At 70.1% G+C, this 23,815-nt stretch carries 11 protein-coding genes and 3 pseudogenes; 4 read left to right on the plus strand and 10 right to left on the minus strand.

The window, feature by feature from the left end:
• The first annotated feature begins 69 nt into the window (after nucleotides 1-69).
• Both IF78_RS0106790 and IF78_RS0106795 read left to right on the plus strand, forming a co-directional pair.
• Nucleotides 70-2,256, plus strand: coding sequence for a glycoside hydrolase family 97 protein (locus IF78_RS0106790; RefSeq protein WP_244889791.1), 2,187 nt, complete (start codon nucleotides 70-72; stop codon nucleotides 2,254-2,256).
• Nucleotides 2,256-3,635 carry a glycoside hydrolase family 43 protein gene (locus IF78_RS0106795; protein ID WP_234439865.1) on the plus strand — a complete coding sequence of 460 codons (1,380 nt, stop codon included), beginning with the start codon at nucleotides 2,256-2,258 and terminating at the stop codon, nucleotides 3,633-3,635. The genes IF78_RS0106790 and IF78_RS0106795 overlap by 1 nt, the downstream gene beginning before the upstream one ends.
• 239 nt (nucleotides 3,636-3,874) lie before the next feature.
• Here IF78_RS0106795 and IF78_RS50790 read toward each other — a convergent pair.
• Nucleotides 3,875-4,015 (minus strand): annotated as a pseudogene (locus IF78_RS50790) (DUF418 domain-containing protein); the annotation flags it as partial.
• Between the two features lie 676 nt (nucleotides 4,016-4,691).
• Here IF78_RS50790 and IF78_RS0106805 point away from each other — a divergent pair.
• Nucleotides 4,692-5,780: an SGNH/GDSL hydrolase family protein gene (locus tag IF78_RS0106805; RefSeq protein ID WP_031484133.1), complete on the plus strand. Its 1,089-nt coding sequence runs from the start codon at nucleotides 4,692-4,694 to the stop codon at nucleotides 5,778-5,780.
• 127 nt (nucleotides 5,781-5,907) lie between these two features.
• On the opposite strand, the gene IF78_RS0106810 is transcribed toward IF78_RS0106805, so the two are convergent.
• A complete protein-coding gene (locus IF78_RS0106810) occupies nucleotides 5,908-6,192 on the minus strand; it encodes a hypothetical protein (RefSeq protein ID WP_031484134.1) in 285 nt (94 codons plus the stop codon).
• Nucleotides 6,193-6,224: 32 nt separating this feature from the next.
• On the opposite strand from IF78_RS0106810, the gene IF78_RS0106815 reads away from it, so the two are divergent.
• Nucleotides 6,225-8,876, plus strand: coding sequence for an RICIN domain-containing protein (locus IF78_RS0106815; protein ID WP_031484136.1), 2,652 nt, complete (start codon nucleotides 6,225-6,227; stop codon nucleotides 8,874-8,876).
• 91 nt (nucleotides 8,877-8,967) lie between these two features.
• On the opposite strand, the gene IF78_RS0106820 is transcribed toward IF78_RS0106815, so the two are convergent.
• From IF78_RS0106820 to IF78_RS0106850, 8 genes and pseudogenes are all read right to left on the minus strand, one after another.
• Nucleotides 8,968-10,614 carry a glycoside hydrolase family 27 protein gene (locus IF78_RS0106820; protein WP_031484139.1) on the minus strand — a complete coding sequence of 549 codons (1,647 nt, stop codon included), beginning with the start codon at nucleotides 10,612-10,614 and terminating at the stop codon, nucleotides 8,968-8,970.
• Between the two features lie 90 nt (nucleotides 10,615-10,704).
• Nucleotides 10,705-12,005: pseudogene (locus IF78_RS43370) on the minus strand (non-reducing end alpha-L-arabinofuranosidase family hydrolase).
• 1,238 nt (nucleotides 12,006-13,243) lie between these two features.
• Complete coding sequence (locus IF78_RS0106830; RefSeq protein ID WP_037639934.1) at nucleotides 13,244-15,697, minus strand: SpoIIE family protein phosphatase; 2,454 nt, start codon at nucleotides 15,695-15,697, stop codon at nucleotides 13,244-13,246.
• Nucleotides 15,698-16,288: 591 nt separating this feature from the next.
• On the minus strand, nucleotides 16,289-17,413 hold the full coding sequence (locus tag IF78_RS0106835; protein ID WP_031484143.1) for a glycoside hydrolase family 12 protein: 1,125 nt from the start codon (nucleotides 17,411-17,413) through the stop codon (nucleotides 16,289-16,291).
• Nucleotides 17,414-17,622: 209 nt separating this feature from the next.
• Nucleotides 17,623-17,778 (minus strand): annotated as a pseudogene (locus IF78_RS50795) (hypothetical protein); the annotation flags it as partial.
• Nucleotides 17,726-19,243: a glycoside hydrolase family 43 protein gene (locus IF78_RS0106840; RefSeq protein ID WP_031484145.1), complete on the minus strand. Its 1,518-nt coding sequence runs from the start codon at nucleotides 19,241-19,243 to the stop codon at nucleotides 17,726-17,728. The gene IF78_RS0106840 and the pseudogene IF78_RS50795, both read right to left, overlap by 53 nt.
• A gap of 40 nt (nucleotides 19,244-19,283) precedes the next feature.
• Complete coding sequence (locus IF78_RS0106845) at nucleotides 19,284-21,419, minus strand: alpha-galactosidase (RefSeq protein WP_031484147.1); 2,136 nt, start codon at nucleotides 21,417-21,419, stop codon at nucleotides 19,284-19,286.
• Between the two features lie 505 nt (nucleotides 21,420-21,924).
• On the minus strand, nucleotides 21,925-23,550 hold the full coding sequence (locus tag IF78_RS0106850; RefSeq protein WP_031484149.1) for a PucR family transcriptional regulator: 1,626 nt from the start codon (nucleotides 23,548-23,550) through the stop codon (nucleotides 21,925-21,927).
• Between the last annotated feature and the right edge of the window lie 265 nt (nucleotides 23,551-23,815).

A 23,815-nucleotide genomic window follows, 5' to 3' on the forward strand; every position in this document is an offset into this window, starting at 1 on the left:
CAACGAAGCGGGATTCGAGTCGCCGGTACAGCCACCGCCGTCCTCGCGGTCACAGGCTCGGTCACCGCGGTGCCCGCATCCGCCGCCACGCCGGGGAGCTGGACCTCGGTCCAGCCCGGTGTCGCACAGACCGGCTGTGACGGCGTGCGCGCCACCGTGGCGCTGAACGCGAACGGCGCCCTCTCGCTCGGCGCGACCTGGAACTGCCGCCAAGCCCTGATACCCGCTCCGATCGGCCTGGTGACCAGCCAGGCCGACTTCACCACCGGACTGGACTTCGTCAGTCGCACGGATACGCCCATCTCGTACAAGTACGAGGTCAAAGCGGGGAAGTCCCGCGTCCGCACGCGGACTGCGACCGAGACGAGGCTGGTGTTCGCGAAGGGCTCCGCGCAGATGACCGTGCACGTCCGCACGTCCGCGGATGGTATGGCGCTGCGCTACGAGCTGCCGTCGGGTGCGACGGTGCTGCGCGAGGCGACCTCTTTCGAGCTGCCGGCCGACGCCCAGCTGTCCCGGCAGGAGTTCACTCCCGACCACGAGAAGGGATATGTGACCTCTACGGTCGCCGACGCCCCGACGGGCTCCTACGACATGGGCATGTTGGCCCAGCAGACCAACGGTGCGCGGGTGCTGCTCGCCGAGTCCGGTGTGGACGGTGGCTATTCGGGTGGCCGGTTCACCCACACCCAGGGCACCGGCCGGTTCGCCGTCGCGCTGGCCGACGCGCAGATCGTGCGATCCGGCGCGTTCACCACAGCGTGGCGCACCGCCGCCATCGGCAGCACGGCGACGGTCGTGGAGTCCACGCTGGTCGACGACGTCGCGCCCGCGTCGAAGATCTCCGACACCTCGTGGATCAAGCCGGGCGTCGCCGCATGGCCGTGGCTGGACGGTATGTGGGACACCCAGCGCGACCTGACCAAGCTCAAGAAGTGGGCCGACTACGCCTCCTCCCAGGGCTGGCCCTATCTCCTGGTGGACGACGGGTGGAAGGCCAACGAGGCGATCATTCCCGAGCTCGTGACCTACGCTCGGGAGCGCGGCGTGCGGATCATGCTCTGGTACCACTGGCAGGACCTGGACACCGCCGCCGAGCGGGAAGCCCAGTTCACCAAGATCACCGGGTGGGGTGTCGTCGGCGTCAAGATGGACTTCATGGGTTCCGAGACCCAGGCCCGTCAGCAGTGGTACGACGCGGCCCTGGCCGACACCGCCCGGCACAAGCTGATGGTCGACCTGCACGGCTCGCGTCTGTCCGTCGGTGTCCACCGCACCTGGCCGCACGTGCTGACCAACGAGGCCGTCCGGGGCGAGGAATACCCCGGCGGCCGGGACATCGGGCACGTGGCCGCGCTCCCGTTCACTCGCGGCCTGCTGGGCCCGGCCGACTACTCGCCGATGAGCTTCCAGCAGCGCAACCCGAACAGCGATGCCGCCGAACTCGCCCTCGGCGTACTCCTGGACAGCGGGATCATGCTGCCCGGCAGCCGCATCGAGGACTACGAGGCCCGGCCCGAGGCGCAGCGGTGGATGCGCATGCTGCCGACCGCGTGGGACGAGACGAAGTACGTCTCGGGCGACCCGCTCACCGGAGGGGTCATCGCTCGCCGCGACGGCGACCGGTGGTTCGTCGGGGCCTTCAGGCGCGGCGGCGCGACCACCATCAGCTACCCGACCACGTTCCTCGGCTCCGGAACCTGGCACGCGGAGATCACCACCGACGGGTCCAACGGCCTGACCCGCACCAGCAAGGTCATCCGGGCCGGTGACACACTGAGCGTCCCGGCGGTCGCGGGCGGCGGCCATGTGGTCAGGCTGACCAAGGTCCCGGTCATCCCGACCGGGAACCGCACGGTGACCATCGCCGGCAGCAGCCACGCACTCGACGTGAAGAGCAGAAGCCTCGCGAACGACGCCGCGATCATCCGCTGGCCCAGCACCGGCGGCACCAACCAGCGCTTCGCGTTCGTGCCCCTCGGCGACGGATACACGCGGATCGTCAACCAGGAGAGCGGCAAGGACGTCGTCATCCGGTGGGCCTCCCGCGACGCGGGCGCGAAGGCCGTTCAGTACTCGTACGAAGCCAACGCGAACACCAACGACGAATGGCTGGCGGAGGACGCGGGCAACGGCCGTATCCGGCTCCTCAACCGCCACAGCGGTCTGTACCTCACCGCGGGCAGCGCCCAGGGCGACCAGTTGGAGCAACGCCCGTTCGACGGCGCCGACCATCAGCTGTTCACCGTCTCGTGATGCCCGGCCCGGAGGAAGAGTTGAACAGAACCGCAAGAACGCTGCTCGCCCTGCTGGGCCCGCTGCTGCTGGTCCTGCTGGGTGTCCCCGCCCTTCAGGGCACCGCGGCCGCCGCCGCCCCGCCGACCGGGCAGGCCACGCGGTACACGATGACCGCGTTCACCAACAGCAGTGAGTCGAACATGTATGTGTACGACTCGCCGGACGCCACCGGATTCACCCTGCGGAAGGGCCCCGCCTACACCCCGCCGTCCGGTCTGATCCGGGACCCCAGCATCTTCAAGCACACCGACGGCTTCTACTACCTCACTTACACCACCAACTGGACCGGGAACACGATCGGTTTCGCCCGGAGCACCGACCGGGTGAACTGGACGTTCCTGTACAACTACACGATCCCGATCAGCGGGCTGACCCGCACCTGGGCGCCCGAGTGGTTCATCGACACCGACGGCAGCGTCAACATCATCGTGTCCCTGACGGCGGCGAGCACCGCCACCCACTTCACCGCCTACAAGATCACGGCGACCAACTCCGCGCTGACCACCTGGTCCACCCCCATCCAGCTGTCCGGCATCGGCCCGAACTACATCGACACCTTCCTCGTCAAGATCGGCTCCACCTATCACGCGTTCACCAAGAACGAGACGACGAAGTACATCGAGTACGCCACCGCCTCCAGCCTCACCGGCCCCTACACCATGCGGAAGACGGGCGACTGGGCCGGATTCGGCGACTGGGTCGAGGGCCCGGCGCTGGTCCAGCTCGACAACGGCGGCTGGCGCATCTACTACGACGGCTACCGCGCCGGGAAGTACTGGTACAGCGACAGCTACGACAACTTCGCCACCTGGTCCACCCCCACCGAGGTGCCCGGGCTGACCGGTTTCATACGCCACGCCACCGTGCTGAAGGAGACGGTCTCCGGCGGCGTCACCCTGTCCACCAACACCACCAGGTCGCTGCAGTCGGTCAACTTCCCGGGCCGGTATGCCGTGGTGCGCTCCGACAGCCTCGGCTACCTCGACCCGGTGAGCGCCTCCAGCAGCACCGCCGTCAAGCAGAGCGCCACCTTCACCGTCATGCCCGGCCTCGCCGACGCCAACTGCTACTCCTTCCGCGACTCCTCGGGCCGCTACCTGCGCCACTGGGACTTCCGGGTCCGCTTCGACAGCAGCAACGGCACCGACACCTTCAAGAAGGACGCCACCTACTGCGCCCGCCCGGGCACCGCCTCCGGTTCCGTCCGCCTGGAGTCGTACAACTACCCCGGCCGCTACCTGCGCCACTACAACTACGCGCTGCGCGTGGACCTCTACCAGAACACCGACACCTTCCGAGCCGACAGCTCCTTCACCTTGGTCAGCCCCTGGACCTGACCTGTCCGACCCCCCCGGCCGTGCCGTCGCGGAGCCCATCCACGACGGCGCGGCCTTCTCTCGCCCTGACGGGCTGCCACGGCTGCGTCCGGCGGCCCCGGAGACGAGGAACTTCATGCCACGGCACTCGCCGCGCCGGCACCGACGCTCTCCCGCATGGCCACCGGCCGGGCGGCCGCCGCCACCCTGCCGGCGCCCCGTGTCCGCCGTTGCGCTACCCACGGCTCGATTCATCGCGGCAGCGGTACCCATGACTGCTGGGTGACGGTCCCGGCGGGCGTGGACAGCACGGACTGTGCGACGAAGTGGCCGACGTAGGCGGTCAGGGACATGGTGCCCACGGCGATGACGGGTTTGGCCAGGCGGCGCAGTCGGGGCAGCCACCCCGGAAGCCGCCTGCCCGCCTTCCGTGCCTGCCCCGAACCGAGGAGGCCCCCTGGACAGTTCACGATCTGCCACCGCGTGGGTCCGCCCGGCTGTTAAAGCGCTCGCAGCGTTCATCGACGAGTTCAATTAGGTGTTCGGGGTCGAGCAGGTCTGCCGTGTGCCGTCCAACTCCCAGGAGTAGGTTGCCCGGTTGAACTTCCAGCGTCTGCATTCTGCGACCGGCGCCATTCGGCCGGTCGAACACCAGGCCAACTACTAGGCTCAACAGGTGGGCGGGCTGCCGCGCGGGGAATTCACCAACTCAGTGGATCACTCAGCGAATGGCTACGAACGAGTCCGGTAACCAACTCCCGGCCGACCGAGCCTTTCTGACGAATGCACGTGCCTTTGTGATCGTTCCTTTATCCGGCTTCCCGTTCCAAGCCGATGTCACCCTTGCTAGGTTGAGGTTCTCGCCTCCGAGACAAAGTCAGGTAAGTCTCGCGGTTTCACAGAGGCGGAATCCCCCCAAGCCTTCACCAAGGCTTTCCTTGGATGCCCGAAAACCGTAACGGCTGAGTCTTGCTGCTGCCAGCCACGCCTTTCGGCACCGCCCCCCAACACATCAGAAAGCGCACGTAAGTGATGAGATCCCTTCAGCGTTTCGGCCCCCGGCTGGCCGTCTCCGCCATGACGATCGTGCTGAGCACGCCCGGACTGGCCACCGCCGACGAGGCTGCCGGCGGCAAGGACGCCACGTACTACATCTCGCTCGGCGACTCCCTGACCACCGGCTACCAGCCGGACGTCGACAAGGACACCGACGTCGCCTACACCGACCAGCTCTACGCACAGCTCAAGCAGCGCACCCCCGGGCTGGAGCACATACGCCTCGGCTGCACCGCTGAGACCACCGACTCTCTGATCAACGGCGGCAAGTGCGACTACCCGAACGCCAAGTCCCAGCTGGACGCCGCCCTGAAGGCCATGGCCCAGCACCAGGGCAAGGTCGCCTACGTGACCCTCAGTGTGGGCGCGAACGACATCCTCCTGAATTGCGTCAGCCCGGCCGGCACCCTCGATGGGGCATGCCTGAACGGCCGGAGCCAGACCATGGCGAAGAACCTCGCCCAGATCGCGGGCGCGCTCCGCAAGGCGGGCGCGAAGGGCACTCAGTTCGTGGGCTCGACGTACTACAACCCGTTCCTGGGGGCCTGGTTGCAGGGCGCCGCGGGGCAGCAGGCCGCCAAGGAGTCGGCGCCCCTGGTCAAGGCCACCAACACGGGGATCACCCAGGTGTACAAATCCACCGGCTTCAAGGTGGCGGACGTGGCCGCTGCCTTCTCCTCGGACGACTTCACCACCCAGGTGAACGTGCCCGGCGCGGGCGAGGTGCCGGCGAACGTGGCCAAGATCTGCCAGCTGACCTGGGCGTGCACGAAGAAGGACCCGCACCCCAACGTCGACGGCCACAAGGTGATCGCAGGCGCCTTCGCGGCGGTGCTCGCCGACAGTGCCGCGCCCGGTGACGGCGAGCCCCCGGCACCCAGCGAGTCGGCCACGCCCGAAGCGGGGGAGTCCCCGGCCCCAAGCGGGTCGGCCACATCGGCGCCCGGCACGGGCACGGGGCCGAACGACCCGGCCACGAACGGAGATCTCGCCGAGACCGGCGCGTCGAGCAGCACTCCCGTCCTCGCGGGGGCCGGTCTCGCCGTCGTGGCTGCCGGCACCGCCGCGATCTACTTCGCGCGCAGACGCCGTACGGGCGAGGAGAGCTGACGGGTAGTCAGTGAAGCGAACTTGAGTCGCAGGCCGCTCGTGGTGTCGCGGGCGGCCTGCTCGGCTCGGCCACGGAGTCGACCAGCGGGGCTGCGCCTCGACACCTCCGTGCCTCGGCCACGCCTGATCACGGCAACTCGGCGTCCTCCGAACCGGCCGACAAGGATTGCCTTGAGCCGGAATTGTCGCTGTCCATCAGCTCAGCGCCCATGCAGCGGCCGACGGCCAACCAGAGTTTGCGTTGCGCCACCACGCACGGCGGCTCCGGCAAACACGATCCGAACCACCCCTCGCTGCGGAAGAGGTCCACGAGGTGACCTGAAAAAAGTTCCCGGCTCGCGGCAACCTGTGCGTGGTCTGTGACGACAAGGAAGTGGATCCGGCCAGTTCCGGTGGTCGGGATCCGTTCCACTGTTGAACAGCATGCAAGGAGAACGCCTCCCCATGAACCACCCCACGAACGGCGGGCGCCGCGGGCGTCACCGCCGTCGCTGGACCGCCACCGCTGTGCTGCTCGGCGTACCCGCCGCCGTCGTGCCCTATCTCCTGTTCGCACAGGAGGACTCGCAGGCCGCGACGATCGACGGCGATGCCTACTACCGGCTGGTTTCCGTGCGCAGCGGAAAGGCGCTGGACGTCAACGGCTTCTCCACCGCCGACGGCACCCGTATCCAGCAGTGGACCGACCAGAACACCGCCAACCAGCAGTGGAGGCTGAAGCCCGCCGGGGACGGCTACTACGAGCTGGTGAACCGCAACAGCGGCAAAGTGCTGGGCATAGCGGGCAATTCGACCGCCCAGGGTGCTGCCGCCGAGCAGCAGACCGACAGCTCCTCCACTTCCCAGGAGTGGCGGATCGATGAGGTGAGCGGCTCCGACGCCGTCACCCTCACCTCCCGCAAGAGCGGCCAGGTCCTCGATGTCCTGGGAGGTTCCACGGCCCAGGGCGCGGCAGTCGTCCAGTATCCCGGCAAGGGCAGCACCAACCAGCAGTGGAAGCTGGTGAAGACGGCCGACGCCCGGGCGGCCGGGGCGGGCACGGCGCAGACCACGGCCGCGGCTGGACCGTACAGGTGGAAGAACGCCCAGGTGGTGGGCGGCGGTTACGTCACCGGGCTGGTGTTCAACCCGCGCGAGAAGGGCCTGCTGTACGCGCGCACCGACATGGGCGGCGCCTACCGCTGGGACACCGCGGCCGAGCAGTGGATCCCGCTGACCGACTGGGTCGGCGAGAAGGACTGGAACCTGCTGGGCATCGATTCGGTGGCCACCGACCCCGTCGACCCCAAGCGGCTCTACCTCATGGCGGGCACGTACACCAACGACTGGGCGGGCAACGGCGCCATCCTGCGCTCCACCGACCGGGGCCGCACCTTCAAGCGCACCGATCTGCCGTTCAAGGTGGGCGGCAACGAGGACGGCCGCGGCGCGGGCGAACGCCTCGTGATCGACCCCGCGGACAATCGCAACCTGCTGCTGGGCAGCCGCAAGAACGGCCTGTGGCGCAGCACCGACTACGGCGTGACATGGCGTCAGGTCTCCTCGTTCCCGGTCAAGGACGGGGCGGGCAGCGGCGCGGGCATCTCCTTCGTGACGTACGGCCCGGCCGGCAGCAAGACGATCTACGTCGGTGTCGGCGACAAGTCCACCTCCCTGTACCGCTCCACCGACGGCGGCAGCACCTGGCAGGCCGTCTCCGGGCAGCCCACCGGCCAGATGCCGCAGCACGGCGTGCTCTCCGGTGACGGCTCGCTGTACCTGACGTACACCAACGCCCTCGGACCCAACGGCGTGACGGGGGGCTCGGTGTGGAAGTACACGCCGTCCAGCGGGGCGTGGAAGGACGTCTCCCCGTCCCAGGGCAACTACGGGTTCTCCGGTCTGGCCGTCGACCCGCGCAAGCCCTCCACGGTGATGGTCACCACCCTCGGCCGCTGGTGGCCGGAGGACGAGATCTACCGCAGCACCGACGGCGGCACGACCTGGAAGGCCCTGGCCGACAAGTCGGTGCGCAGCGCCTCCGCCGCTCCTTACGTCGGCACCCACACCGGGCACTGGATGACCGCCCTGGCCATCGATCCCTTCAACTCCGGGCACGTGCTGTACGGCACCGGCAACGGCATCCTGCGCAGCAAGGACGCCAACGCCTCCGACAGCGGCGGCACCAGCCACTGGAGCATGGGCGCCCGAGGGCTGGAGGAGACCGCGCTGCTGGACGCGATCGCCCCGCCCGGCGGCGCCACCGTCATCACCTCCATGGGCGACCAGGGCGGCTTCCGGCACGACGACCTGACCAAGGTGCCCTCCGGGCGGCTGAAGAACCCGATGATGACCAACAGCACCGACATCGACTTCGCCCAGTCCAAGCCCTCGATGATGGTCCGGGTCGGCCGCGGCGGCGATCAGGACGGCGCCTACTCCACCGACGGCGGCCGCACCTGGAACGGCTTCAAGGCGGAGCCGGTGGCCGACGCCCGGGACGGCCAGGTCGCGCTCGCGGCGGACGGCTCCTCCATCGTCTGGACCGAGGCCGGCCAGGCCCCGTACCGCTCGACCGACAAGGGGGCGAGCTGGTCGAGGGTCAGCGGCCTGGGCAACGACGCCGTGGTCGTCGCCGACCGTTCCTCGGCCAGGACCTTCTACTCACTGTCCGGCGGCACCCTCTACGCCAGCACCGACGGCGGCGCGACCTTCACCGCCCGCGCCACCAACTTGCCCTCCGGCAAGCTCACGGCCGTCCCGGGCATCGCCGGGGACCTGTGGATCTCCGGCTACGGCAAGGGGCTGCTGCACTCCACCGACGGCGGCCGCACCTTCACCACGCTCAAGACGGTGCAGTCCGCTTCCGCCCTCGGCTTCGGCAAGGCCAAGCCGGGCACCAACTACCAGGCGCTGTACCTGATCGGCACCGTCAAGGACGTCACCGGAGTGTTCCGCTCCACCGACAAGGGCGCCACCTGGCTTCGCGTCAACGACGACGCCCACCAGTGGGGCGCCATCGGTGGGGTCGGCGTCATCACCGGCGACCCCGACACCTACGGCCGCGTCTATGTCGGCACCAACGGACGAGGCCTGCAGTACGGCGACCCGTCCTGACTCCGACGCCCGAGCGGGGCCGCAGGCACAACGGCCCGCGGCCCCGCCACGGCTGAGGAACCTCGCGGAGGATGACACCCCTATCAGGCAGTCAGGGGAGCGTGGTCCACTTCTGGTTGTTCTGGCCGTTGCAGGTCCACAGGATGACCGGGGTTCCGTTGGTGGTGCCGGCCTCGTTGGCGTCGAGGCACAGTCCGGCGTGGACGTTGCGGATCGACCCGTCGGCTTGCCTGGTCCACTTCTGGTTGTCCTGGCCGTTGCAGGGCCAGATGATGACCGGCGTGCCGTTGGTGGTGCCCCGGTTGGAAGCGTCCAGGCACTTGTCGCCGTAGACGCGGATCTCGCCTCCGGCCCAGGTGGTCCAGAGCTGGTTGGCGGCGGTGTGGCAGTCCCAGATCAGCGTCGTCGTCCCGGCCGCGGTGGCGGCGCGGTCAACGTCCAGGCAGCGGCCGGACCCGGTACCGCGCAGGCGTGCGGTGGTGGCGGCCAGGGGGCTGCCGCCGGTCATCTTGAACACGGCGACACCGTGCGCGGGGACGCTCGCGGAGATCTGCCCGGAGGTGCTCGACGTGCCGCCGGTCCACAGGTCGGTGAGGGTGAACGGACCGCCGGACAGGCCGACTTGAGCGGCCGTGGCGCTGATGGTCGCAGTGCTGTCTCCCCGGTTGAACAGGCCCACGGCGACCGATCCGTCGGACAGGGGCTTGGCGAACACCTCGGTGCTGCCGTCGTCGCGCACCCTGCGTCCGCCCGCCCCCAGCGAGTCCTGGTTCACCGCCAGCAGACGCGGGTTGCGCAGGATCGCGCTCACGTCGGCGGACATGGTGCGGATGTCGTTGCCGGCCATGAGGGGGGCCGAGAGCAGCGCCCACAGGGCGAAGTGGGAGCGGGACTCGGTCAGTGACAGACCGGGACGGCCGACGACCAGCATGTCGGGGTCGTTCCAGTGTCCCGGGCCCGACTGAGCGGCCAGCGGCGCGGTGATGTCCAGGACGTTGCCGACGCCCATCGGGTAGCTGTTGGTGTTGCCGTTCTGCCAGATGTCGAGCAGGTCCTCGGTCGTCCGCCACAGGTCGGCGACCTCACCCCAGTTGTACTTGTCGCCGGTGGGGGCGTGGAAGCTGTTGGGGTTGATGCTGTAGACGATCGGCCGGCCGGTGGCGCGCAGGGCGTCGCGCATGATGGTGAACTGTGCGATCTGCTCGGTGAGGGTGCCGTTACCGGAGCACCAGTCGTACTTGAGGTAGTCCACGCCCCATGAGGCGAACGTGTTGGCGTCCTGGGCCTCGTGGCCCTTGCTGCCGGTGGAGCCGGGGTAGGTGCCCACGCCCTGGGCGCACGTTTTCTCGTTGGGCGCCTGGTAGATGCCGAACTTCAGGCCCTTGCTGTGGATGTAGTCCCCGAGCGCCTTCATGCCGCTGGGGAACTTGGTCGGGTTGGCCCGCAGGTTGCCCGCGCTGTCCCGCTGCGGGTCGAACCAGCAGTCGTCGACGACGACGTACTGGTAGCCGGCGTCGCGCATGCCCGAGGACACCATCGCGTCGGCGGCCTGGCGGACCTGGGCCTCGGTGATCCCGCATCCGAAGCTGTTCCAGCTGTTCCAGCCGAGCGGCGGGGTGAGCGCGGGGCTGCCCGGCGCGGCCGCGGCGGTCGTGCCGGCGGAGGCGGTGACGGAGGCGCTGAGCGTCAGCGCGGTGGCCGCCAGGAGACGCAGCAGTCGTCTGTGTATGGGGACCATGGGGGGTTCCTTCCTGGGGGACAAGGCGGAAGCAGTTTGTGACCGTGCCTGACAGGCACGGTCACAAACTGCTGGTCGTGTGCCCGCGGGTCAGCGCTGCAGGGTGAGCAGGCCCGGCCGGTACGGCAGGTCTATGTAGTCGGTGCCGGGCGGGACGTTGGGGGTCAGGCCCTGGTAGAGGAACTGCAGGTTGCAGGGGTCGATGGTCATGGTCTGGTCGGGGTTGGTGCGGACCAGGTCGCCGTGGCTGATGTCGTTGGTCCAGGTGGCGCCGCTGTTGGCCTTGCCGGCGAAGGGGTTGGACTCGGTGTGTAGACCTCCGGCGCCTCGAACAGGTTCTTCACCGTGTCGCTCATGATCGTCGTGTAGGACGAGCCGAAGCTGGCCGGGAAGTTCCCGAGCGGCATGGTCGACTGGTAGATCTTGCCGTTGTCACCGGCGAAGAACATGTGCATGCTCTGGCCGTCGGCGATCATGGTCGGGTCGATCGCGCTGCCGTCGGGGAGGCTGCCGGTGAACAGCGGCTGCGCCGCGGACCAGCCGTTGGGGTTGGTGGGGTCGCTGGAGGTGCGATAGACGAAGGGCCATTGGGTACCCCACCCGTTCGAGGTCAGCACCCAGATGTTCTTGGGCGCGAAGTAGAACAGTTTGGGAGCCACCGCGCCCTGGTTCATCTGGGTCTGGCCGGCCGACGCCATGTCCGACCAGTTCGTGAAGGGACTGAACGCCATCGATTTCCAATTCGATCCGTCAGAGGCGGTCGCGTAGACGAGGTGCTTGCCGTTGTACGTCACGGTGGTGAAGTCCTTCAGCGCGGCCCACCCGTTCGCCGGCTGCGCCAGCGCGCCGGTCGAGCTCCACCGGTACGTCGACGGAAGAGCACACGTGCCGCCCGGCGGCGTGGACAGGCCGGTCCACTTCTGGTTGCTGCCGCCGGTGCAGTTCCAGAGCTGCACCGCCGTGCCGTTGGCCGTGGCGCCGCCGCTGACATCCAGGCACAGCCCGGACTCCACGGCGACGATCGTGCCGTCGGAGTTGACCCGCCACTGCTGGTTGGTACCGCCGTTGCAGGACCAGATCACCGGCCGGGTCCCGGCCGTGTTGGCGTGGCCCGGAACATCGAGGCACTTGTTGCTGCCGTACACGGTCAGCTGGTTGTTGTCCGTCAGTGTCCACTGCTGGTTGGTCCCGCCGTGGCAGTCCCAGATCTGCAGGTTCGTGCCGTCGGCCTGGCTGGCGCCCGGCACATCGAGGCACCGGCCGGAACCAGTGCCGCGCAAGGCGCCGCTGGTGGCCGCCTGAGCCGGGTTGGCGACGAGCGTTGCCGCCGAGGCGACCAGAGCGGCGAGCACCACAGGCAGATGCCTGCGGCTGAAAGTACGTCTGAGCATGGGGACCTCATTCCTTGGGTGAGCGGTTCCGGGCGGCCCCGTCGGAGCCTGTCCGGACCGATGCGCTGCGACCTGGCGCAGCGTTCGGTATCTCGAACGATGGTCGAAGAGTCGAGCAAACTGAAGGGCGGAGAGCGACCAGTTCTCAGTTCCTCAAGATGCGCCACCGGTTGTCGGGGGTGCCGTTGTCCGACCACTGCAGAGCGCGGCCGCCGTCGGCGCGTCCCAGCCGCCGGTGGCAGCCGCGCCATTGGTGGACAGCCGGTGGTTGGCGCGGAAGCTGTACAGCAGCCGGTCGACATCGATGAACCGCAGGTGGTCGGCGGCAGGGGCCCCGGCTGCTCGATCCGCGTTCGACTGGTCCGGACTGTGGTGCGTCCTGTTCGATCGTCGGAACTCCGCCCCGGGTCGGTGACGGCGGGCAAGGCGGCAGCGCGGCTCGGCGGGGAGGCCGGGGTCCACGGGAGGTCTCGGACCCATTCGGTCCTCTCCACTGATACATGGGATGGATTAGCAGGTACGTGTGTTGCTTCTGTCTAGCCTTGCGACAGACATTCCTTGCCTACTTCCGGATGGGCGTCCGATCGGCGCCCTGGCGGCCGAGCTGGACATTGGATGTTCGAGAAGGAGTGTGAGGAATGCGAGTGCGGGATAAAGTTCGATCATCGAGGTGTTGAGGGGGTCCCGCCCCGCCTGCTCTGCTCCAGGTAACCGCACAGATACCGACAACTTCCTGCGCCTGCCCGGGCCATCTGCCCGGGCCCACGAGTCGAACAGAGGAACCCGCCTTGTCCTACAGCGTCCGCGCGGGCGGTCTGGCACGGCACACCGCCGCAGAGATCCTCCGCATCGAGCACTGGGGACTCCCCGGCGTCCGCGTCCGGACAACGCCGGGGCCATCGATCCCGCCGCCCCCGGCGCGCTTGGGAGCCCCTCGCCCTCCCCGCACGCCGAACTGTCCGTAGCGGACGACGGGGCCGCCCCTGGTCAACGGCCGCCTCGCCGTCGAGGCGCGGCGGACGGCCGGCTGAGGTTCCCGCACGCGGCCTCGGGCCAGGCCTACGACGGTGAACGGCTGCACGGCCCACCCACCCGTCGACTGGCGTCGTACCCACGCAGCGACCAGGCTTCGTCGGCCGGATGTGGCGCCGGCCTGCGCGAGGCGGGCTCCCGCACCGACATGCAGTGCCGCTGCCGTGCCCGGCCGCCGGGCAGACGACGGTCCGCGGGCTCGGATCTCACCGTGGCCCGGGCTCGGGGAGGGTCTGCGCGCACCAGATCGTCTTGCCGTTGGTGGTGTGCCGGGTGCCCCACCCCTGGGTGAGCTGGGCGACGAGCAACAGACCTCGGCCGCCCTCGTCGAAGGCGCGGGCCCGGCGCAGATGTGGGGCGGTGTTGCTGGCGTCGGAGACCTCGCAGATCAGGGAGGTGTCGCGAATCAGCCGCAGCCTGATCGGCGGTTCGCCGTATCGGATGGCGTTGGTGACCAGCTCGCTGACGACCAGCTCGGTGACGAACGCCGCCTCCTCCAGGCCCCAGGCGTCCACCTGGTCGACGGCGAACTTCCTGGCGCGCGGCACCTGCGCGGGGTCGGACTCGATGTCCCAGTCGGCGACGTGATGGGGATCCAGCGCGTGAGTGCGAGCCAGCAGCAGGGCGGCGTCATCGGTGCGGTGTTCGGGGAGCATGGCGTCCATCACCGTGTCGCACAGGGCCTCCAGTGAGGTGGCCGAGTGGTTCAGCGCTCGCTGCAGTTCGGCGATCCGCTGGTCGACGTCGCGCTCGCGGCTTTCCACCAGTCCGTCGGTGTAGAGGGCGAGCAGGCTGCCCTCGGGCAGCTCGAGCTCGGTGGCCTCGAAAGGCAGCCCACCGATGCCGAGCGGTGGTCCCGGCTGTGCGGGTACCGGTGTCCTGGTGCCGTCCGGGGAGATGATCAGCGGCAGGGGGTGGCCGGCGCTCGCCAGCGTGAAGCGCCTGGAGACGGGGTCGTAGACGGTGTACAGGCAGGTGGCCCCGGTCTCGCCGGTCGGCTGGAAGTGGCCGGTGGGCTGGAGGTCGCTGGCGAGGTGGAGGACCAGGTCGTCCAGGTGGGTCAGCAGCTCGTCCGGTGGCAGGTCCACGTCGGCGAGGGTGCGGACCGCCGTGCGCAGCCGGCCCATGCTGGCCGAGGCGTGCAGGCCGTGACCGACGACATCGCCGACGACCAGGGCGACCCGGGCTCCGGACAGCGGAATGACGTCGAACCAGTCACCGCCCACTTCCGCGCCGGTCCCGCCGGGCAGATAGCGCGATGCCACGTCGACCGCCTCCTGCGTGGGCAGCCCCTGCGGCAGCAAGCTGCGTTGCAGGGTCAGTGCGGTCGTGCGCTCGCGCGAGTACCGGCGGGCGTTGTCGATGGCGACGGCTGCCTTGGCGGTCAGCTCTTCGGCGAGGATCAGGTCGTCGGCGGTGAAGGCCTCGGGGCGGTCGAGACGGGAGAAGGCGACGACGCCGAGCAGCGCGCCGCGGGCCCTGAGCGGCACGGTGATCCGGCCGGTCAGCCCGTCCGTGGCAAGGGACTCGTCGATCACCGGGTTGTCCGGCGGCCAGTGGGCCGGGTCGGCGGCGAGCCCGGGCCCGAAGGCCCATTCGCCGCCCTGGCCGGGCTCAGCGGCGAGTTCGACCGTGGACCTGCCGGTGGCCATGCAGCGGGCGGCGACGGAACCGGGAGCGTGGCTGACCGGCGTCGTGGGCCCGGGAGCCCGGTCGGAGTCGTCCCTCGCGCTGTGCTGGGCGGCACGGCTGAGCACGACCGTCTCGCCGGGGGTGAACGCGGGCGCGGAGGGCGGTTCCTCTCCGCGCAGCACCTCGTCGAAGAGATCCACGGTGACGAGGTCGGCGAATCCCGGCACCGGGGTGCCGGCCAGTTCCTGGGCGGTGCCGATCACGTCGAGTGTCCGGCCGATGCCGCCGCTGGCCTTGTTGAGGATGAGCAGGCGTTGCCGAGCCCAGTACTCGGCGCTCATGTCGAATCCCCAGTTGGCGACCGCGCGGACCCTGCCCTCTGCATCCCGGACGGGCCAGATGCTGGTGGCCCAGGCGTTGGCGTAGTTGCTGCCGAGCGGGCGGAAGACGGTGATGAGACGCGTGGGCTCGCCCGTCCTCGCCACTTGGGCGAGCGCGTCGGTGTAGGGCTTGTCGTCCCTTTCGGGAAACAGCTCGCGGTCGAACTCGGGAAACAGATCGCGGTACTTCTTACCGAGCACTTGCTCCTCCGAGTGCGCGATCACCCGGCCCGAGGAGGCGTTGATCCACAGGAACCGCAGCTCAGGGTCGTAGACGCCCAGCGCGAAGGGAGACTGCTCGAAGGCCCGGTCGGCGATCACCGGGCGGCGTCCCCAGCGCTGGACGGTCACCACGTGACCCAGCGCCCGCCCGTCGGGGCCGAGCAGCGGTTGAGCCGTCACCACGGCGTCCACCGTGGAACCGTCCCGGTGGCGCATGGGGATGAACCCTGTGGGGTCGGGACCGGCGCCATACCCCTTGGGGAAGCCGGATGGCGGGGGATCGACCAGCAGCTCGGTGACGGCGCGGCCGACGATGTCCTCCGCCGTCCAGCCCAGCAGCAGCCGGCCCCCATCGCTCCAGCCGCTCACCACGCCGTAGGGGTCCACCACGGCAACGGCAGTGGGCGCGTCCTGCTTGTCGGCCATCTCCACGCGCCACGCCTCCGTCCGGACAGCCGTGCCCGTCAGGGCTGGTTTCCAGCGGCTGCTTCCAGACTAGATCGGCCCCTGCTCCACGGCCCTCCGGCCGGTGCGTTCGGGGTGCCAGGTGCCGGAGCGCCTGCGGCTGGGGCCTTCGCGTCCCGCTCGCCAGCAGCCGCGGCGCGCCTGCCGAAGTGGGCCCGGCTCGTCCGCGAGCGGGGTGGCGCGCCGCTCGACGAGGCACAGCCCGCCCAGCGGCTCCCAGGGCGGCGGCCGCGCGGGGCGCCGTCGCCCATCCAGGGCAACAGGAACCGTCCCCGCCTCGACGGCGGGGTCGCAGCCAGGGGGTGAGACCGCCGCCGTCCTGCATCCGCCCGGGGAGATTCGTGTGGACCAGGACGGGGCTGCAAGCCGTCGCCGGCCGCTCCGACGAGGATCTCGTAGAGGCCCGGTGCCACCCGCTGACGTCCTGCGCACGTCCCAGAACGCGAAGGCCGGCATCGGCACCCGCGAGCCGATCCCCGAGATCTCGCCGGGCGCGAGCGTCACACGCTGGTGCGCGGCCAGTTCCCTGCCGGGCCGCGGGCACGTTTCACCTCAGTCGGCGTTGCAGGTGGTCCCGTTCAGGCTGAACCCGCCCGGCGCGGCGAAGGTGCCGTTGTAGGTGCCCTGGAACCCGAAGGTCTGGCTGCCGCCGGGGGCGATGCTCGCGTTGTGTGTCAGGCCGCTCGCGGTGACGGATCCGGAGGACGGGGAGACTGAGGCGTTCCAGGCGCTGGTCATGTGCTGGCCGGGAGGCAGGGTGAAGGCGAGGCGCCAGCCGTCGACGGGTGCCGAACCGGTGTTGGCGACGGTGACGTTCGCGGTGAAGCCTCCCTGCCACACATTCGTGGTGTACGACACCTCGCAGGTCGTGGCGCCGCCCGGGCCGCCCGGTCCACCACCGGTGTTGACGGTCGACGAGAACGAGTTCACGGTCAGCCCCGTGCCGTTCTGCCAGGGTTCGAAGCCGGCCTGAACGCTGGTCAGGTACCAGCTGCTCTGTGCCAGTCCGCGGGCTACGGCCTGCCGGACGAAGTCCATCACGTCGAAGCTCCAGCTGCCGATCGCCGACGGGGCGACGAAGGACAGCACGTCGTTGGAGCCGTTGCTGCCCTGCCACACCTGCCAGGTGCGTCCGCCGACGGTGGCCGTGCCGACCTGGGAGCCGATGGGCTGGATCGGGCCCACCTTGTTGAACCAGATCATGATCTCGGTCCGGTTCACGCCGTCGGTGCGGGGCGTCGGGTCCAGCCAGATGTCGTACGAGGCGTTGTACACGGCGTCGCCGACGTAGCCGTACGAGATGCTGCTCGGCGCGCTGGAGATGCGGGCGAGCTGCGCGGGGAGGTTGGTCCCCGGCGAGCAGTTGGTGTAGTGGCAGCCGTTGAAGAGGGACGGGTACGACTTCGGCGCGCCGTTCGTGGGCACGGAACCGTCGGCCCGGGTGAGCCGGAAGCCGGTGCCGGTGGCGGTGACGCACTGGGGCTCGGTGGTGCCCCAGCGGTTGTTCTGGACGACGTATCGCCCCTGGATGACGGTCGAGCCGAACTGTTCGCAGACCGTGGTGTCGGCCTGGGCCGGGGGCGTGGCTGCGAAGAGTGCCGCGACGGTGGCGAGCGCCGTGACGAGCGCGCCCAACGTGCCGCGCACGGTGCGGGGAAGGTGCGGTAACGGTCGCATGCGGGGCCTCTTTTCGGAGGTACGGCCGGAGGGGGCGGGGGCGCTCCCGTCTTCCCCTCAATGGGACGATGGGAGCGCTCCCATATTGCTGCTGTGGCGGACTGTAGGGCGCCTGCATGTCCCTGACAAGACTGGTTGAGTCGGAGAGTTTCCGAAACGCGTGCCCTGGTTGCCGGGGAAAGGCAACCAGGGCGAGTGGCCTGGTACGGAGTCCAGTAGGTCCGGCCGGCGTTGCTGCCGTCGCCGTACCTGGCCTCCATGGTGGCCGGCACGTCACCCTTGTACTGCAGTCGGTCGTGCCCTTCGGCAGGTTCAGCCTTCGAGGGGCTCGTAGTCGAACCAGTCGAAGTGGACGGTGCCCTCAGCCGCGTACATGCCGATGACGCGGCCGGTGAAGCCGCCGGCGACCTCGGTCGACAGATAGCGGCCGTCGAGGGCCGCGAGCTCGGTGATCGTGCCGTCGGGTTGTTCGATGCCGAGGGAGACGATGTCGGGTCCGGTGCACGGTCCATGCGGAGGCGGTGGGTCCGTGATGGTGACGGTGAGGATCAGTGGCCCGGCGGGTACGGAGCGTTCGGCCACGACCGTGCGCAGGGAGCCGACGCGCGCGATCACCCGTACGTTCGTCCCGGACGCCTCGATCGCGTAGTGGTGCCGCTCGTCCAGCCGGACGGCGAGGCCGCCGCGCCCCTGCCCCGGGTCGACCAGGGTGCGTGCCCGGCAGGTGAGGTGCTGCTGGCGGCGGCCGGTGAACACCACGTCGGGCTCGTCCAGGGAGCCGCCCCGCGCACGGAGCGTGAGCCAGCCGGGGCGCTCCTTGGTGGTGCAGAGCTCGGCGGGGCGGTCCCGCACGGAGATCCAGGTCGGCCCGAGGTCGCTGAGTTCGAAGTCGTCGCGTCGTTCCTCGCCGGGGGCGGTTGTGGGGGAGAGGGGCCAGGGGAGTGTGGACAGGTCCAGGGTGACCTCGCCGACGACCGGCCAGCCGTCCTCCCAGGCCACGGGAGCCAGGAAGGTCTCCCGGCCGAGCGCATGCCAGCCGGGCGTGCCGCCGCGCGGCCGCACGCCGAGGAAGACCATCCACCAGGAGCCGTCGGGCGCCTGGACCAGGTCCGCGTGCCCGGTGTTCTGCACGGGGTGGTCGGTGCCGCGGTGGGTGAGGATCGGGTTGGCCGGGCAGGGCTCGAACGGGCCATTGGGCGTGCGGCCGCGGGCGATCGACACGCCGTGGCCGCGTTCGGTGCCGCCCTCGGCGATGAGCAGGTACCAGTAGTCGCCGATCCGGTACAGGTGCGGCGCCTCCGGGGCCTTCGCGCCGGGGCCGCCGGACCAGAGCCTGTGCGGTGTGCCGTACGTCTGTCCGTTGGACGCGTCGAGGCGGACCTGCGACACCCCGGCGACCGTGCACCAGCAGGTGCCGTCCTCGTCCCAGGCCAGATCAGGATCGATGCCGGGCACGCCCGGTGCCCAGATGGGATCCGACCACGGTCCGGCCGGGTCGGTGGCCGTGACGATCAGGTTGCCGCCGCCCTCGCTGCAGTTGGTGACGATCAGCCAGAAGCGGCCGTCGTGATGGCGCAGGGTGGGGGCGTAGATGCCGCCCGAGGACGGCATGTCGGCCGGCAGGCGCAACTGCTCCGGCCGGTCCAGTACGTTGCCGATCTGCCGCCAGTGCACCAGGTCACGGCTGTGGAAGAGGGGTACGCCGGGGAAGTACTCGAAGCTGGAGCAGGCGAGGTAGTAGTCGTCGCCTACCCGGCAGATGCTCGGGTCGGGATGGAACCCGGGGAGCACGGGGTTGGCGGCGCGGGCGGGCTGGTTCTGGGTGGGCACCCTGGTCGTCCTTTCGTCGGATGGGCGGCAGGTACGTCGCTCAGGGAGCGTCCGGTTCCGTGCGGGTGATGCGGAGCAGCGCCGCGGAGGGCGCGGTGGGCAGGGTCACGGTGAGCTCGGCCGTGTCCGGGTTCCAGACGGCGACGGCCTGGCATGCGGCGGGGTACAGCACCTCGACACGGGCGCCGCCGCCGTCCGCCCGTTCAGGCAGCCGGAGGGTGGTGGTGGCCGCACCGCCCGGACGGCGCCACACGGTGAGGTAGGCGGTGGCGGGGGTGTGCAGGGCGAGAGCGATCCAGGGGTCGTCCCAGCCGGGCAGCCCGAGTGGCCAGGACGGCACGGCCTGCGGCAGGTCGGCGCGGATGGCCTTGTACACGGCGACCGCCTCGTGGACCAGGGCGCGGGCCTCGAGCCCCAGCTCCGGGAGGCGGCCGGAGAGGTGGATGCGGCCGAGGAGGCCGCTCGCCATGGTGAAGGCGACCTCGTCGAGGGAGTCCTCCGGCTGCGGGTAGGCCCAGACGGCGCCCTGTTCGGGGGTGACGGCGGTGGGTGCGGAGGCCGCGATGGGGGCGTAGAGGTGGAGGTTCTGCTGGTCGCTGGTGGACTGCAGTTGCAGCCGGGACAGCAGGGCGTGGTCCCAGCGCATGCCGCCGGAGGCGCAGTTCTCCACCACCAGGTGCGGGTAGCGGTCCAGGATGCCGTCGAGCCAGTCCAGGTGGGCGCGGTTGTGGCCGAGCAGGCCGGCGCCCGGTGTCTCGCCGGGGTTGGCGCTGGTTCCGGACCCGGCGTCGATGTTGTGGTCGAGCTTGAGGTAGCCGACGCCCCACTCGCCGACCAGGCGGTCCACGACCTGGTCCAGGTGGGCGCGGGCGGCCGGCTGGCGCAGGTCCAGGTGGTGCCGGCCGGTCTCCGTGACGCGCATGCCGTCGCGGCGGAAGAACGCTTCGTCCGGCAGGGACTTGGCCATGGGGCTGTGGACGCCGATGACTTCCGGCTCCAGCCACAGGCCCGGCACCATGCCGCGTTCGCGGATGCGGTCCAGCACCTCATGGATCCCCTTCTCGCCGGGGAAACGTGAGGCGGATGGTTCCCAGGCGCCGACGCTGGTCCACCAGCCGTCACCGTCGTCGTACCAGCCGGCGTCGATGACGAAGTATTCGGCGCCGGCCTCGGCGGCCGCGTCGATGAGCGGCAGGAGCTTGTCGGTGGTGGGGTCTCCCATCAGGCAGTTCATGTAGTCGTTGAAGATGACCGGCAGACCCCGGTGGTCGGGATGCGGGCGGCGCTGGGCGCGGCGGTAGCGGGTCAGCGCGGCGAAGGCGGCGTCGGGGCCGCCGTCGGCGCTGCAGGCCAGCGCGGCCGGTACGGTGCGGAAGGCGGCGCCGGGTTCCAGGGGGTGCCGCCAGCCGTGGTGGGTGTCGGTGGGCCCGAACAGTGCCGCGTAGGCAGCGTTGTCGTGCTCTTGGCACTCCCAGCGCCAGCCGCCGCCGTTGTGCTCGATCTGCCACATCCAGGTGCGGCCGGTGTGCCGGTCCGTCAGGCCGCCCATGGGCAGATGTCCGCAACTGGACCAGGTGCCCTGTCCGTTCAGGGCGAAGCCGGCCTTGCCGTGCCCGTACTTCACGCGTCCGCTCGGGTCGGGTGTGGTTTGGCGCATCGGCTGTCGCCGCCAGCGGCATTCGGAGAGCCAGTCGTTGTCCGCCCACAGCAGGTCGGCGGCGTCGAGGGCGGCCGGGTCCGGCGGGGTGAGGCAGCCCACCGCGAGCGAGCTGACCGACTCCAGGTGCAGCGTGGTTGGCCCTTCGTTGCGCAGGGTCACTTCGCTGCGGAGTACGGGGATGCCGTCCGGCGACCGGTAGGTCACCTCCGCGACCAGACCGGTGTCCGGGTCGTGGAGTTGGACGGTCAGGGTGTGCCAGTCGCCGTCGCGGGCCGCGCGGTGGCTCCGGTGGCGCAGCCGCCCGCCGAGAGCGGTCCCGGTCAGGCGGCTGCCCGACCAGCCGCGGCCGTGACCCGCGGCCGTCACCTCCACCAGAGGCAGGGACGCACCGGGGTCGCTGCCCGCTTCGCCGGGCAGTCCCAGATGCGTCAGGCGGGCGCTGCCGTCCCCGCCGAGGACGAAGTCGAGTTGCAGGGCCCCGTGACCCCAGCGCAAGCTCCGCTGTTCGTTTTCCATGGTGTCCTTTTCCAGGTCAGTGGGCGCGCAGGACCGCGCAGCCGCCGGGCGGCAGTTCGTGGGCCGGCTCCGGCAGGGGCCACGGTGTCCGTGGTGTGGTTGCCGAGTTGCGTCGCGGAACGCATGTTGTCGAGAACGTGGCCGACCGTGCTGGGCGAGATACCGGCGCGTCTCGCCGGGTCGGCGTGGTCACCATGGGGGCGCGCCGATGTCCTTCTGCGCTGCTGCGCCTCCGAGGCTCTGGCGGTTCAACCCGTGTGTCATCGTGGTCGCCCTTCCCGCGGAGTGTCGAAGCGCTTCACTTCGAGGGGAAGTTATCGGTCACCTTTCGTGGGAAACAAGAGGCAGAGGACGAGGAAAGCTCCTCCCTCCTGGTCCATTGACAGTTTGTTAGCGGAAATGACCACGTCGATGCGCTTCGACAATCAAGCGCGTCGAAGACCTGCTGGAACGGCTCACACCGCCTTCGGTGAGCGCATTCCCACAGCTGCACCGGGATCGGGCGTCAGTCGGCTCGCAACACATCGAGTGCCGTGAGAGCCACGTGGAGCTCGGTGCGCTGGTCACCCGATTCGAGGTCACGGCCGAGGAGACGCTCGATGGTGCGCAGGCGTTGGTACATGGTTTCGCGGGAGAGGCCGCCCCGGCGTGCGGCGGTGGTCTTGTTGCCGGCCGCGTCCAGGTAGTGGCGCAGGGTCGTCAGCAGGTCGGTGCCGTGCTGGGTGTCGTGGTCGATGAGACGCCGGAGCTGCCGTTCGGTGTACTCCTGGATCCGGGCGTCCTCACGGAGGGCGTACAGCAGGCGGCGCAGACCGACGTCGGACAGCTCGTGGAAGGAGCGGTCCTGGGGGAGGGGCTGGCCGGGCGGGGTGGCCTCGGCGACGCGGGCCGCCTCGCGGAAGGAGCGGGCGGTGTCGGTGAGGTCCGTGACCTCGGAGCCGACACTCACGACTGCTCCCGGGGCCAGGGCCAGTACCGTGCCGGACAGGCGCTCGACGACGGGACGCCAGGGCTGGGAGGTGCGCAGAGCCAGCAGGATCCCGAGGCGGTCGGGGGTCAGTTCGCCGACGAGGGCCGGCACGCCTGCCGTTCTCAGCTCTTCCGACAGACGGGACTCGGCCTCGGTTCCTCCCTTCCCTGCGCGCAGGTCCACCAGGGCGGCGACGAAGTGGCTTCGATCGGTCGGCAGGCCCAGGGCGGAGCAGCGGGCGCGGGCGTCCTCCGCGGAGCGGTGGCGCTGTTCCACGAGGTCGAGCAGGGCGTTCCGGTGTGCGGTGCGTTCCCACGGGGTGGGGTGGATGAGGCGCGCGACGGTCAGTGCCATCGCGGCCCTCTCCAACAGGGTGACGTCCTCCGGCCCGAACGCCGGTCCGTCGGTGCGCGCCGGGAGCACGGCCACACGACCCCAGCGCTCGCCCTGGTACTCGACGGGGGCGGTGAGCCAGCCCTCCGGGCCGCGTATCGCTGTGTTGTCGCCGGGCCCGGTCGCCCTGGAGCGCTGTTCCCAGTCGGCGAGTGCCTCCTCGACGGTGAGTCCGGACGGTTCGCAGATCAGGGCCTGGTGCACCAGGTTCTCCAGGACGACCGTGCGGCCGCTCATCTCCGCCGCCGCTCGCACCACGTCCTCCGGCCCGGCACCGCGCAAGGTCAGGGTGGTGAACGCCTCATGGATGCGCTGCGTGCGGCGCATCGCCTCCGCCTGGTTGCCGAGCAGGAGCGCGTGGACGACCTGCGTGACCTCCAGGAAGTTGACGTCCTTGGCCAGGGTGACGAGGGGCAAGCCGCGGCGGCGGCAGGCGTCGACGAGCGTGTCCGGCGCTCGGTGGTAGCGGCGTACGAGTTCGATGACCAGGGCCGCGGCCCCGATATCGGCGAGTTCGTCGACATACCGGCGCACGCCGACCGCGTCCTGCGGCAGGGGCATTCCGGTGGTCAGGACGAGTTCGCCGCCCTTGAGGAACGACGCGGGGTCGGTCAGCTCGGTGATGTGGACCCACCGGACCGGTCGGTCCAGGTGCGGCACGCCGGTGACGACCTGGGGCCGTCCGGCGGCCAGGACGGGAAGTGCGAGGACATCGGCCACGGTGAGCGCACGGGTGGGCCCCTGGCCGGCCGGGTGATGGTCGTTCACGTTCTCTCCACGGGTCCCTGCCCGAACTCGGCCCGGAGCTCGGGGAGTGCCCGGCCACTGTGACAAGCGTCTCTGACCTGCGCAAGAGCGGTTCGTGAGGGATCGGCACCCGGCATGCCCCCGATGAGGCTGACACAACGTCCGGATATCGCGTCCCGGCCGGACAGATCGCGCGTTGGCGCACCCTCCGCCCGCGGAGATGCTCGGGAGACCGCAGACCGCAGACCGCAGACCGCAGACCGCAGACCGAACACCGAGGCCGGGA

The organism is Streptomyces bicolor (assembly GCF_000719285.1).
GTDB classification, from domain to species: Bacteria; Actinomycetota; Actinomycetes; order Streptomycetales; family Streptomycetaceae; genus Streptomyces; species Streptomyces bicolor.